At 57.2% G+C, this 12528-nt stretch carries 12 protein-coding genes and 1 tRNA gene; 4 read left to right on the top strand and 9 right to left on the bottom strand.

Annotated elements, in window-relative coordinates; genetic code table 11:
* The first annotated feature begins 89 nt into the window (after positions 1-89).
* Positions 90-656: a helix-turn-helix transcriptional regulator gene (locus tag KB890_RS12310; protein ID WP_004146685.1), complete on the top strand. Its 567-nt coding sequence runs from the start codon at positions 90-92 to the stop codon at positions 654-656.
* On the opposite strand, the gene KB890_RS12305 is transcribed toward KB890_RS12310, so the two are convergent.
* Positions 651-773, bottom strand: coding sequence for a hypothetical protein (locus KB890_RS12305; RefSeq protein ID WP_004146686.1), 123 nt, complete (start codon positions 771-773; stop codon positions 651-653). The two genes, KB890_RS12310 and KB890_RS12305, sit on opposite strands and share 6 nt — an antisense overlap.
* A gap of 128 nt (positions 774-901) precedes the next feature.
* Between KB890_RS12305 and KB890_RS12300 the strand changes: the two genes are divergently transcribed.
* Entirely contained in the window at positions 902-1258 is a 357-nt protein-coding gene (locus tag KB890_RS12300; protein WP_305953346.1) for a PerC family transcriptional regulator, read from the top strand.
* A 591-nt stretch (positions 1259-1849) separates the two neighbouring features.
* Here KB890_RS12300 and KB890_RS12295 read toward each other — a convergent pair.
* The 7 genes from KB890_RS12295 to aspA form a co-directional block, all read right to left on the bottom strand.
* Positions 1850-1925 (bottom strand) — tRNA-Phe (locus tag KB890_RS12295).
* A gap of 115 nt (positions 1926-2040) precedes the next feature.
* Positions 2041-4128 (bottom strand): DUF1176 domain-containing protein, encoded by a 2088-nt coding sequence (locus KB890_RS12290; RefSeq protein ID WP_020325135.1) that lies wholly within the window; start codon positions 4126-4128, stop codon positions 2041-2043.
* 67 nt (positions 4129-4195) lie between these two features.
* Positions 4196-4771: a transcriptional regulator gene (locus tag KB890_RS12285; protein ID WP_004218175.1), complete on the bottom strand. Its 576-nt coding sequence runs from the start codon at positions 4769-4771 to the stop codon at positions 4196-4198.
* Positions 4772-4806: 35 nt separating this feature from the next.
* Positions 4807-6603, bottom strand: coding sequence for a protein-disulfide reductase DsbD (locus tag KB890_RS12280; protein WP_004222008.1), 1797 nt, complete (start codon positions 6601-6603; stop codon positions 4807-4809).
* Positions 6579-6902: a divalent cation tolerance protein CutA gene (cutA, locus tag KB890_RS12275; RefSeq protein ID WP_002885422.1), complete on the bottom strand. Its 324-nt coding sequence runs from the start codon at positions 6900-6902 to the stop codon at positions 6579-6581. The genes KB890_RS12280 and cutA overlap by 25 nt, the downstream gene beginning before the upstream one ends.
* A gap of 124 nt (positions 6903-7026) precedes the next feature.
* Positions 7027-8328 (bottom strand): anaerobic C4-dicarboxylate transporter, encoded by a 1302-nt coding sequence (locus KB890_RS12270; protein ID WP_002885423.1) that lies wholly within the window; start codon positions 8326-8328, stop codon positions 7027-7029.
* Between the two features lie 115 nt (positions 8329-8443).
* Entirely contained in the window at positions 8444-9880 is a 1437-nt protein-coding gene (gene aspA, locus KB890_RS12265; protein ID WP_004177762.1) for an aspartate ammonia-lyase, read from the bottom strand.
* Between the two features lie 337 nt (positions 9881-10217).
* Here aspA and KB890_RS12260 point away from each other — a divergent pair, with 337 nt between their 5' ends.
* Positions 10218-10694 (top strand): FxsA family protein, encoded by a 477-nt coding sequence (locus KB890_RS12260; RefSeq protein ID WP_002885425.1) that lies wholly within the window; start codon positions 10218-10220, stop codon positions 10692-10694.
* A gap of 51 nt (positions 10695-10745) precedes the next feature.
* On the opposite strand, the gene yjeH is transcribed toward KB890_RS12260, so the two are convergent.
* Entirely contained in the window at positions 10746-11996 is a 1251-nt protein-coding gene (yjeH, locus tag KB890_RS12255; protein ID WP_009485424.1) for an L-methionine/branched-chain amino acid transporter, read from the bottom strand.
* 232 nt (positions 11997-12228) lie between these two features.
* Between yjeH and KB890_RS12250 the strand changes: the two genes are divergently transcribed.
* Positions 12229-12522 carry a co-chaperone GroES gene (locus tag KB890_RS12250; protein WP_004152420.1) on the top strand — a complete coding sequence of 98 codons (294 nt, stop codon included), beginning with the start codon at positions 12229-12231 and terminating at the stop codon, positions 12520-12522.
* The last annotated feature ends 6 nt before the right edge of the window (positions 12523-12528 follow it).

The following is a 12528-nucleotide window of genomic DNA, read 5'->3' as shown; positions in this document are numbered from 1 at the left end:
ATGCGAAGCGTTCCATAGGGGGAGGGAAAACGTCTGGTTGACGAGAATTTGTTGATTAAATGTTAAAGGGACGATTTGTGGCAACTTTAATGATATTGGTTACCCAGGATTACTATCTTTTTCAAGGTGTTAAGAATTTTTTTCCTGATATCATTCAGTTAGATTCTAGCGGAAAAGCGATTTTAGATAATGAGGTTGATGAAGTCTCTCTGCTGGTTGATAGCCGCTCGCCGCTTTGCCATTACGATTATCTCGTGCTGGCAGCGGCGAAATCCAGAAAGCGAATATGTTGTATCGTCCTCGATATGCGCCATCGGGAAGAGCATTTACTGAGCCTGAAATCGTTTTTAAACATGTCATTATCACCCGCGGATATGGCGACATTATTTGGCCTTTTTCTGGAGATGAATAGCAAGCGTCTGACCAAAGAGTGGTTTGACGATCTGCGCTTAAGTTTGTCTGAACAGTTAATGTTACGTTTACTCATGGCGGGGATGACCATGGAGGAGGTGGCCGTCGATCTCAATACGTCACTAAAAAGCCTTTACCGCAAGCGTACTGCGCTTTATGAGCGGTTGGGGTTAGATAATTTTAATGAAGCTTGCTTATTTATCTTTCGAAATAAGCTGCTGGAGCAGACCGAACGTTCGTTATGAAGCTTCGCTGTACAGAGAATGTATGTTATCGCAAGGTATTTGTTGACGAAAATCTAATAAATTAAATAGATATTGATAGGTACAACCGTCGATACCCGGCGGTATCGATGATGGCATTCGGCATATAATTCCGGAGCTCTTTGGAAGTATTTACCGCCAATGCGGTTTGCTATGCACAGCGATTATTATAATGAATATATTCCTTGCGCCGCACAGGAATAGTTTTGTCATAAATTAACACTACCATGGTATTCCGACTCACGCGTCGGAATACCATGAGATATCGTGAAAGCATCAGAGGAGCGAGGTGGATGAGAATAAGGGACAGTATTGCTGAGCGGTTAGAGGCATGCGGGCTCTACCGTCGGGCGGCATCCAGATGGATTGAGGTGATGCAGCGTTGCCTGGACGATGAGGACCGAGAGTGGATCCGTCACCATCGCAATCAGTGTCTGAAAAAGGCGCAACGTCCGCCGGCGCCGAAAGAGGAGTTTGCCGACCTCCACCAGGCGGCGAAAGAGACTCAATATCGTATGGGCATTGCGAAGCCCTATGGCGAAGCATTCAGGCTGCCCGGCAAAGGGAAAACGGCCGCCGAGTAATGCCTTTCTTCACGACGTTTGCCTGACGGCTTCGCCTTATCCGGCCTGCGGGTCCTCCACAGGTTCAAACAGCGTAGGCCCGCGCAAGCGCAGCGCCGCCGTGCGATACACATCAGACACCGTACCCGCGGTTGTGCCTGATGGCGGCATAAATGCCTTATCCGGCCTGCGGGTCCTCCACAGGTTCAAACAGCGTAGGCCCGCGCAAGCGCAGCGCCGCCGGGCGATACACATCAGACACCGTACCCGCGGTTGTGCCGGATGGCGGCATAAATGCCTTATCCGGCCTACGGGTCCTCCACAGGTTTAAACAGCGCAGGCCCGCGCAAGCGCAGCGCCGCCGGGCAGCGGGTGATAGAACGGAGTTCGATGAAGAGTCCGGATGCAGAAAAGCAAAAACCCGCCTTTTGGGCGGGTTCTTTAAATAGTGGTGCCCGGACTCGGACTAACGCCGCAGGCGTTGAACAGCGCGCTTACCGCGCTGGCCCCGAAGGGGTGAGCCGCTGTGCGGCGAATAATCGAACGGGGTTCGATGAAGAGTCCGGATGCAGAAAAGCAAAAACCCGCCTTTTGGGCGGGTTCTTTAAATAGTGGTGCCCGGACTCGGAATCGAACCAAGGACACGGGGATTTTCAATCCCCTGCTCTACCGACTGAGCTATCCGGGCAACGGGGCGCATTAAACCGTAATCCGCCCACCCCGTCAACCAAATTTCTTAAATTACTTATCGATTGCTTATCTTTGCGGCAATTCTGCGTTCAAAGGCGCGTTTTGGCTTAACTTCACTGCATGCCGTTATCGCCCTCACGGGTTTTCCAGCCGCTGGTAATGGCGATAACGTGGCGTAGTCCGGAGATGAGATAATCGCCAATGACCTCCTCGTCCTCACGCGGCGAGCTCAGGGTAATTTCCGCATCCACGCCGTGGCGATAGGCGCCATGATGGCTGAAAATGGTGCCGATATAACACTTCCCGTTCAGCCAGACCGGAATATAGGCCACCGTCTCATAGATATAGTTAACGGCGACGCCGCTGTAGTAGTTATCCGCCTCGTCAGCGGAGGTGCCCGGCGGGATGGGGCAGATCGGCGCGTCGTTGTCGCTGGCGGGTCTGTCTTTCAGCAGGCTGCCCTGCATTACCTCCAGCGAGCGCAGCAGGTCAGCTTTATCGCCGTCGCTCAGGCTGGGGGTCAGCGGCTGGTCTTTCTCCGGGGAGCGGATGCTGTTCAGCGTATAGCGATAGCGAACCGTCACCGCGGGCGTCTGGCTGGTGGTGCTGAACGGGCGTAGCAGGTAGAGGTTATCTTCGCCAAACTGGCCGTTGTACCACAGGGCATACACCTGGCCGTTGATTTTGACCCAGTGGTTCCACTGGTTAGCCCCGCGGCCATTAATGGAAAAGAGGGCGCCGGGCACCCCGGCATCGAAATCATCACCATTATCACTGTCGCTGCCGTTGACGGCGGCAAAATCATCATCACCTCGCTTGAGCACCCCGGTGTAGCTGAAGAGCCCGGTGCCGCCCACGTAGCTGTCGATGATCAGGTCGCGTTTGCCGTCGCCGTCGAGGTCGATAAGGGTAAAGCTGACTTTGCCGTTTTCTGAATCCGCGCTAATCGAGGAGCGCAGAAACGCCTGCCACTCATCATCGCTGATATCCGGGGACGGTTTACTGGTCGTGATCAGCGTATCGTCGGCGTAAGTGAGCGTGAAGTCGGTAATATGGCCGGTTAACGGAAACTGCTCGGCGACCTTATTCAGCGACAATTCTGGATCGCTTTTTTGCGCTTTCAACACTGCGTTATACAACGTGCGCAGAGCCAGGTTATCCGCCTCTTTCTGCTGCCTGGGGATCACCTGGCTGACAAAGGTCGGCAGCATCCAGGTGCCACCCGGGGTGATTTCCCGACACATACCGGTGCTGTACTTCAGGCTGGGGGTAAAGGTTTTACCATCCCAAACGCGCGTCTCGCCGGTGACGCAGTCGGCCATGCCCCGTTCTTTGTGCAAAAAGACGATAGCGCCGTCGGCGTAGCTGGAGGCCTCGGTAGTGAGCAGTCGCGGTTTGCTCAACTGGGCGTTATCGACCAGCCACAGGGCGTAACCGTCGTTATAGGGCGCTCGCCAGCAGAGCGCCTGCGCCAGAGAATGGGTTTTATCCAGCGCGGTCAGCGTGATCTGGCGATCTGCCGCCGGAATGGCCTGATTCTGCCAGTCGTCGCAGCGCTGGTTCAGCAGCGGCGTCAGGATGGGCAGCAGTTTCTGGCGCTGAAGCATACTCAACGGCACTGGCTGCGCGTTATGGAGAACCGGGGCGGCGATAATTTCCGGGGCGGGAGTGGCTGGCAAAATGGCATCGTCGCCGGCATCGCCTTTATCCAGCAGCGCATCGGCGGTGCCGGTGCGTCGCTGAAACGCATCCATTTTACCCAGCACCTCGCGGCTGCCGGCGCTGGAAAGCGGCAGGTGCTGGCCGTTAAGGGTGAATTCGATTTTGCGCTGATTCGTTAACGCCTGTAGCAGGGCGGTGGTCTGATCGCTGTCGAGGCGAAAGTGGCTGTCGTCGAGAGCGTCCAGCGCGCCAAAATCCCGGTCGTCGATCAGCAGGCTGGCGGTGGAGTCGGCGGGGATATCGTGCTCGATTTGCGCAAAGGTTACCGTAGCGGTGAGGTGCTGTTCGCTGCCCGCGTTGCGGGTCAACAGCACGCTGACCTCACCCATGCGGACGCCGTAACCCGCCGCCCGGCAGGCGCCGGTATTATCGCAGGCGAGCTCCCAGTCTTTTTGTGCAAAGGAAAAACCTTGCAGGGGAGCCGCCAGCAGGGGCGTAGAGCAGAGGCCCAGCCAGGCAGCCCAGAAGAACGCGCGCATATCAATCCCTGTCAGCAATCAGTGAGGGGGAAATTATAGGCGCGACGTGGCGGTTAGGATATCAGAATCAGGTCAAGGCGCCGCCCATACGGCACTGGGCGAAGCGTAGAATATCTTCAGCCAGCCGCCGGGCGGTATCCACATCCGTCTGGCTACGTTTGACCAGCAGACGGCTCAGACAGCCCTCGACAATCAGCTCCATCTGCTTGGCGACCATTTCCGGGTCATCCACCTCCAGCTGAGTCAGCAGCTCGTGAGTGTAGGCCAGCGAAGCCTGCTTCTGCTGTTCCGCCAGCTGGTGAATGGGGTGCTGAGGATCCGGGTAGAAGGTGCAGGCGGCGATAAACAGGCAGCCCGGGTACCGCTGGTTGCTTACGCAGGTGGTGAGTGCGGCATAGCGTGCCAGCAGCTTTTGCTCTGCGCTTAAGGTCTCGTCCAGCAGGAGCTGACGACGCCAGGCATCCACCTGCTGGCTCAGATAGCGAAGCGCGTCGTACAGCAGCGCTTCGCGGTCAGGCCAGAAGCGTTTCAGGTCGCTCGTCGGGCAGGACACGCGCTCAGCGACCATCTCCAGCGACGTGTTGGCGATACCTTCAATTTCAAGAATCTTAATGGCTTCTGCCAGGACGTCTTCACGTAGCACGGTGTTCTCCTCCATCTTTCCTCCTAAAGTGTCGCTCACGCTTGCCAATCGCGCAAATGGGCGCTGAATGCCGCGGCATCCATAAAGCCGGTGACTCGCCGCTCAGGCTGTTCCTGACCCTCAGCGTTAAAGAACAGGATCGTCGGCAGACCCAGCACCTGCAGGTGTTTCAGCAGCGCAACGTCTTGCGGGCTGTTCTTCGTCACATCAACCTGTAATAACACGGTGCCTTTCAGCGCCTGCTGCACGTCAGGTGAACTAAAGGTGTATTTTTCAAACTCTTTGCAGGCCACGCACCAGTCGGCGTAAAGATCGAGCATCACCGGTTGACCTTTCGCCTGCGCCAGCGCCTGGTCAAGCTCGGCCACCGAGCTGACGCGGGTGAAAGCCAGGTGCGCCTGCTGCTCGGCCGCCGGGGCGCCAAACGCCCAGTCCTGCAGAGGCCGCGCGCTGACCAGCGCGGCGGCAAGCAGAATGATCTGTACCAGCCGCATCCACGGCCGGGTAGCGCCCAGCGAGGTGATAAACGCCCAGCTGAAGAAGGCGACACCGAGCATTGACCACAGCCGTAACCCCCACTGGTCGCCGAGTATGCGTTCCAGCAGGAAGACGGGCAGGGCAAGGATCACAAACCCGAAGGCGGTTTTCACATGGCTCATCCACGGGCCGCTTTTCGGCAACAGGCGATTGCCAAACACGGTCACAAGGATCAACGGCAGACCCATGCCCAGCGCGTAAAGGTACAGCGTGCCGCCGCCCAGCCACAGATTACCGCTCTGGGCGATATACAACAGAATGGCGCTTAGCGGCGCGGTGGTGCAGGGGGAGCAGATCAGCCCGGCAATAGCCCCCATCGCAAAGACCCCGCCGGGCGAGCCGCCCTGGCGCTTATTGCTGAGCAGCGTCAGCCGGGTCTGCAGCGACGACGGCAGCTGCAGCGTGAACAGGCCGAACATGGAGAGCGCCAGCAGTATAAACACCGCCGACAGGCCGACCAGGACATATGGGTGCTGCAGGGCCGCCTGGAACTGCAGCCCGGCGGCGGCTACCACCAGCCCCAGCGCGGTATAGGTCAGGGCCATCCCCTGGACGTAAATAAAGGCCAGCAGCAGGGCGCGCGCGGTGGAAAGCCGCTGTTTTCCGCCCAGCACGATGCCCGAAATCAGCGGGTACATCGGCAGCACGCAGGGGGTGAAGGCGATACCAATGCCAATCAGCAGCGCCCACAGGGCGGTGAAGGGCAGACGAGCGGGGACGTCTGCTGGCGGCGCCATGGCAGGCGCCTGCGGCACGGCGTTCTCCTCCATCGGGCGCGGTTCAACCGGCAGCGGCGGATTGAAGGCCGGGCGATGGTTCAGCGACGACACGGGCGCGGCGGCGGTTGGCTGAGCGTCGTTTGAGGCCGCCCGCACGGCGCTCAGCGGGATCACTTTAGTCTCCGGCGGATAACAGAATCCGGCATCGGCGCAGCCCTGCCAGGTGACGGTGAGAGTAGCCTCTTTGTCCGCCTCCTTCACCGTCACCGGCACGGTCAGGCGTTGGCGAAAGATCTCGCTTTTGCCGTAAAACTCATCTTCATGCCACTCTCCCGCCGGCAGCGCCGGTTCGTCGATCGTCGCCCCGGCGGCGCTGAAGGTAAACTGTTGACGATAAAGATAATAACCATCCTTGATTTGCCAGCTCAGGTTGACGTCATGCTGTTGCTGCTGAAAGTCAAAGGCGAAAGCTTGATCAGCAGGCACGAAGTTCGAGCGCCCCGGCGCGTCGAATAACCCGGCGGTGGCTGATGTGCTGCACAGCAGCAGGATCAGCGTAATGATGCGGTAAGCCATGAGAGGTAATCGTTGTCTCCATGCGTGACGGGTAGAACCAGCAGTTCTGGGGTTTGATACGGGTGGTGTGACTTCAGGCAGTCCAGCAGCGCCTGCTGATGGGCAAGGTCAGTTTTGAGTAGCATCTGCACTTCATACTCCTGCTCGAGTTTCCCTTCCCAGTAATACAGAGAGGTGGCTCCCGGCAGCAGCGTAGCGCAGGCTGCCACCTTTTCCGCCAGCGCTTTTGCCGCCAGATCCTGGGCGGTCGCTTCGTCCGGCGCGGTACAGAGCACAACAACAGCATCAGGCGTAGTCATCATGAACCTCGTATCAGCGAAAAGAGGCACTATAACACGCAAGATGCGGGGATATTAGCGTAACGAGCGGGGAAAGTGAGGGCAACGGAAGGCGGGCCCGTAGTGGGCCCGCCGCCAGCGGTATTTACAGCATAATCCCGCCAAAGATAAAGCCGAGGATCACGCACAGCGTGATAGCGATAACGCCGGGGATCAGGAAGGCGTGGTTAAAGACATATTTACCAATGCGGGTTGAGCCGGTGTCGTCCATCTCTACCGCCGCCAGCAGGGTTGGGTAGGTCGGTAGAACGAACAGCGCCGAGACCGCGGCAAACGAGGCGATAGCCGTCAGCGGGCTGACGCCCAGCAGCAGCGCGGCAGGCATCAACGCCTTGGTGGTGGCTGCCTGCGAGTAGAGCAGCGTGGCGGCGAAAAACAGTACCACCGCCAGCAGCCATGGGTAATTGTGCAGCAGATCGCCGGCCACGGCCTGGATGTCGCTGATATGCGCTTTAACGAAGGTATCTCCCAGCCAGGCGACGCCGAGGACGCAGACGCAGGCGCTCATCCCGGACTTAAAGGTGCTGGCGTTGAGCACTTCGCCGGTGTCGATTTTACAGGTGATGCTAATCAGGGTGGCGATGGTCAGCATAAATACCACGATCGCCTCGTTACGCGGCAGCACCGGGTTCTTAATCAGGCCGACGGTATCGCTGATGGCCGTGGCGTAGAACATCACCGCCACGATGCCGATCAAAAACAGCAGGACAGAGCGTTTGGCGTGCGGCTGCAGCTCAAATACCTGGCTGCCGCGCAGTCTGACTTCCCCCTTGGCCAGCCGCTCCTGGTAAACCGGATCGTCTTTCAGTTCGCAGCCGAGGAAGTTGCAGACGATAGCGGTGAGCATCACCGCCAGCAGCGTGACCGGAATACAGATGGCCAGCAGCGTCAAATAGCTAACGCCCAGCGGTTCAAGGATACCTGCGAAAAAGACCACTGCGGCGGAAATGGGCGAGGCGGTGATCGCTATCTGGGAGGCCACCACCGCAATCGACAGTGGACGAGACGGACGAATGCCTTGCTCTTTGGCAACTTCGGTGATCACCGGCAGCGTGGAGAAGGCGGTATGGCCGGTGCCAGCGAGCACGGTCATAAACCAGGTCACCAGCGGGGCAAGGAAGGTAATGTACTTCGGGTGGCGGCGCAGCATCCGTTCGGCGAGGCTGACCAGGTAATCCATCCCGCCGGCGACCTGCATGGCGGCGATAGCGGCAATCACCGCCATAATGATTTCAATAACGTCGAAGGGGATCGCACCCGGTTTAATTTGAAAAATAAGCGTCAGGACAAGGACGCCAAGGCCACCGGCAAAGCCGATACCGATGCCGCCGAGCCGGGCGCCGAGATAAATCGCCAGCAGGACAATAACCAGTTCTGCACCAAACATATATGCCTTCCTTGTTTTTTAACAAGTTGATATTGAATTGTTGTATTTTAGTAAAACCAAAAAGCAAAAAAGGCATGTCATCGCTGACATGCCTTTGAATGACTAACCTGAAAGATTACTGTTCGCTTTCATCGGTATAACGCTTTGCTTTATAAGCGGGATGCATCAGGTTTTGCGCAGAGAAAATATCATCCAACTCCGCCGCCGTCAGCAGTCCGCGCTCCAGCACCACTTCCCGTACGCTCTTGCCGGTTTCGGCACAGATCTTGCCGACGATATCGCCATTGTGGTGGCCAATAAACGGGTTGAGGTAGGTGACGATGCCGATGGAGTTGTAGACGTAGCCTTCACATACCGCTTTATTGGCGGTGATGCCGTTAACGCATTTCTCCAGCAGGTTGTAGCAGGCGTTGGTCAGGATATGAATCGACTCGAACATCGCCTGGCCGATCACCGGCTCCATCACGTTCAGCTGCAGCTGACCGGCTTCGGAGGCCATGGTCACAGTGGTATCGTTGCCGATAACTTTGAAGCAGACCTGGTTGACCACCTCCGGCACCACCGGGTTAACCTTCGCCGGCATGATTGAAGAGCCAGCCTGCAGCTCAGGCAGGTTGATTTCGTTGAGGCCCGCGCGCGGACCGGAAGAGAGCAGGCGCAGGTCGTTACAGATCTTGGACAGTTTCACCGCCAGGCGTTTCAGCGAGCTGTGAACCATAACGTACGCCCCGCAGTCCGAGGTGGCTTCAATCAGATCTTCCGCCGGGACGACCGGTAAGTTGCTTACTTCAGCCAGCTTCTGCACCGCCAGCTGTTGATAGCCGTCCGGGGTGTTGAGGCGAGTACCAATGGCGGTGGCGCCGAGGTTCACCTCCAGCAGCAGCTCCGCAGTGCGCAAAATGCTTTTGGTCTCTTCATTAAGCAGCACATTGAAGGCATGGAACTCCTGGCCGAGGGTCATCGGCACCGCGTCCTGCAGCTGGGTGCGGCCCATTTTGAGGATGTCCTGGAACTCCTCGGCTTTCGCCTGGAAGCCTTCGCCCAGCTGTTTAATCGCATCGATTAACTTAAGGATGGAGGCATACACCGCAATGCGGAACCCGGTGGGGTAAGCATCGTTGGTGGACTGGCATTTGTTGACGTGATCGTTTGGGTTCAGGTACTGGTATTCGCCTTTCTGGTGGCCCATCAGCTCAAGGCCAATGTTCGCCAGGACTTCGTTGGTGTTCATGTTTACGGAGGTACCGGCCCCGCCCTGGAAGACATCGACCGGGAACTGGTCCATGCATTTGCCGTTATTCAGGACTTCGTCACAGGCGGCGATAATCGCATTTGCCGCGCTTTTGGGAATGGTCTGCAGCTCCTTGTTCGCCAGCGCGGCGGCTTTCTTAACCATGACCATGCCGCGCACGAATTCTGGTATGTCGCTGATTTTGCTGTTGCTAATGTAGAAGTTTTCAATCGCTCGCAGAGTATGAACGCCGTAGTAAGCGTCCGCGGGAACTTCCCTGGTGCCCAACAGATCTTCTTCGATACGAATGTTGTTTAACATGTGAACCTTCTTTTCAAGCTGCCAATGAATTCACCAAACACACAGAATATCCAGTATTCAGTATATTTTCTGGCCGACGATTATTTCCTTAACCGGCCCGGTGCCCAAGATCATATGCTGATGATAGCGAATATCAGTAAGCTTGATCACTTATTACATTGCGGGTAGGAGAAGATTTATTAATCTGTGAAATGGGTCACCGCTTTCTTATTCCTGAGAAAAATAAGCCTTTCCGCTGATTGAAAAGCCGCTCAGCATCCCCATGTTAGTGGGATGCGATCAGCAAATTGATGATTACGGGCGCTGAACGCAGCGCCCGTTGATGAAGGAGACGCCGGTGCGTTGGATTCCGTTTATTGCCTTTTTTCTTTACGTTTACATTGAGATATCGATCTTTATCCAGGTTGCGCACGTGCTGGGCGTCTTTATGACCCTGATCCTGGTGATCTTTAGCTCGGTGGTAGGGATGTCGCTGGTGCGTAACCAGGGCTTCAAAAACTTCCTGCTGATGCAGCAGAAGATGGCCGCGGGCGAGAGCCCGGCGGCGGAGATGATCAAGAGCGTATCGCTGATTATCGCTGGTCTGCTGCTGTTGCTCCCGGGGTTCTTTACCGACTTCCTCGGCCTGCTGCTATTGCTGCCGCCGGTGCAAAAGCATTTGACGATGAAGCTGATGCCGCACCTGCGCTTCAGCCGGATGCCGGGCGGCGGCTTTAGCGCCGGAACTGGCGGCGGAGAGACCTTCGAAGGGGAATTCCAGCGCAAAGATGAGCAGCGTGACCGTCTGGACCATAAGGACGATCGCCGCGATTAACATTCCCCCGGCCCGGTCAGCAGATGCGACCGGGCCGCTTTCTTTGCAGGCCTACACGCTTCCCGTCGCCAGCTTGCGCCTGGGTAAAAACAGCCACAGCCCCGCCAGCATCACCAGCGCGTACAGGCTTTTCCAGCCGACCATCGCCAGCAGCAGCAGACAGAGAATGCTGCCCACCACCGCCAATAGCCGATAGCGACCGCGCAGCAAACGACAACCCGCCAGCATGCACAGCAGATAGATCATGATGAAAATGCCATTGGCGTAAACGATCAGCGCGTCCAGATTGATATCGAGCAGATAGATGCCAAGGGTGCTAACTACGCAGGATCCCAGCACGGCGTTGAGGGCGTTGCGCGGGATCTGCCGTGGCGACAGCCTTGCGAGGTAGCTGTGTGGCTTATGCTGCGCTTGCGACCAGACCAGGCGGGCAAAGCTTTGAATATAGATGTTGAGGCTGGCGAAACAGGCGAGATAGCCGATGACGCAGGCTACCCACAGCGCTTCGACGCCGAACAGACGGACCACGATATTCGGTAATGACGCCGCCGCCGCCATCTCCTCGCCAAAGGCGTGGAAGTGCAGCACCAGCACGGTGCAGGCCCAGTAGACCGAGCCGGCAAGCAGCAGGCCTATCATCAGCGCCCTGGGGAAATCACGCTCGGGATGTTTAAACTCCGAGGCGAGATGCGCGAAGGCTTCCAGACCGACAAAGCACCAGAACATCACCGACAGCGCCGAAAAGAGCTGCCCGCGGTCAATCTCCGCCGGGGCCGGGAAGGGGATCTGCGCCGGGCTTATCCCGCCGCGCCACCAGACTACGACGATCAGCGCCACAATCAGTACGGCAACCAACGTCTGCAGGTTGGCGCTGGAGCTGGCGCCACGCGAACCGACCCACCAGACGATGGCCAGGGTGCCCAGCTCCGCCAGCAGCAGCTGCGCATCATGCCAGCCGAACAGCGCCTGGCCAAAACCGGTGGCGATGTGCAGAGCGGCGGGGAGTCCGACCGGGATAACCGATAAAAACAGCCAGCCGGTGACGCTGGCCAGACGTGGCCCAAAGGCCATATCGACAAAGTGGGCCACGCCGCCCGCGCTGGGAAAATGGCGGCCGAGCAGGGCGAAGACGATGGCAATCGGGAAAACAAGGAGAATGAGCAGCGGCCATGCCCACAGGCTGTTATCGCCAGCGACCAGCGCCGCCAGCGCCGGGACGGCGAAGACGCCGGTACCCAGCAATGAGGTGGAAAGCAACCCAACTCCCTGTCCCAGCCCTAACTCCTGTTTTAAACCACTCATGATTCAATCCTGCGCCAGTGAAAAAAAAGAGAGTATCACAATCGCTTTTCCTTATGACCGATTGCCTGACATGGCCGCTTTTTGTGCGCCAGCGCAAAGGTAAAAATTTTTTTTAATTTTGCCCTTGAAGCCGGAAATGGCCATCCCCATCTCTCTCTGCACTAGCCGGTAAACCGCGTTCGGCCCGGCGTCACCCATAACTGATAATGACTTTCTCGAAGGAGAGCTATCAATGAGTATTCGTCCGTTACATGATCGTGTGATCGTCAAACGTAAAGAAGTTGAAACCAAATCTGCGGGCGGCATCGTTCTGACCGGTTCTGCAGCAGCTAAGTCAACTCGTGGCGAAATCATCGCTGTCGGTAAAGGCCGCATCCTGGAAAACGGGACCGTGCAGCCGCTGGACGTTAAAGTTGGTGACATCGTGATTTTCAACGATGGCTACGGCGTGAAGACTGAAAAGATCGACAACGAAGAAGTACTGATCATGTCCGAAAGCGACATCCTGGCAATTGTTGAAGCTTAATTCGCA

Source organism: Klebsiella sp. P1954, from assembly GCF_018199955.1.
GTDB classification, from domain to species: Bacteria; Pseudomonadota; Gammaproteobacteria; order Enterobacterales; family Enterobacteriaceae; genus Klebsiella; species Klebsiella pneumoniae.
Note: the sequence above shows the minus strand (reverse complement) of the source record. Positions and strands in the feature narration are given on the sequence as shown.

Bases quoted from the DNA above. Each gene is read 5' to 3' on its own strand.
- aspA (WP_004177762.1), bottom strand. From the start codon at position 9,880: ATGTTAAACAACATTCGTATCGAAGAAGATCTGTTGGGCACCAGGGAA.
- cutA (WP_002885422.1), bottom strand. From the start codon at position 6,902: ATGACTACGCCTGATGCTGTTGTTGTGCTCTGTACCGCGCCGGACGAA.
- KB890_RS12305 (WP_004146686.1), bottom strand. From the start codon at position 773: ATGCCATCATCGATACCGCCGGGTATCGACGGTTGTACCTATCAATAT.
- KB890_RS12310 (WP_004146685.1), top strand. From the start codon at position 90: ATGATATTGGTTACCCAGGATTACTATCTTTTTCAAGGTGTTAAGAAT.
- KB890_RS12250 (WP_004152420.1), top strand. From the start codon at position 12,229: ATGAGTATTCGTCCGTTACATGATCGTGTGATCGTCAAACGTAAAGAA.
- KB890_RS12290 (WP_020325135.1), bottom strand. From the start codon at position 4,128: ATGCGCGCGTTCTTCTGGGCTGCCTGGCTGGGCCTCTGCTCTACGCCC.
- KB890_RS12300 (WP_305953346.1), top strand. From the start codon at position 902: ATGGTATTCCGACTCACGCGTCGGAATACCATGAGATATCGTGAAAGC.
- KB890_RS12270 (WP_002885423.1), bottom strand. From the start codon at position 8,328: ATGTTTGGTGCAGAACTGGTTATTGTCCTGCTGGCGATTTATCTCGGC.
- KB890_RS12280 (WP_004222008.1), bottom strand. From the start codon at position 6,603: ATGGCTTACCGCATCATTACGCTGATCCTGCTGCTGTGCAGCACATCA.
- yjeH (WP_009485424.1), bottom strand. From the start codon at position 11,996: ATGAGTGGTTTAAAACAGGAGTTAGGGCTGGGACAGGGAGTTGGGTTG.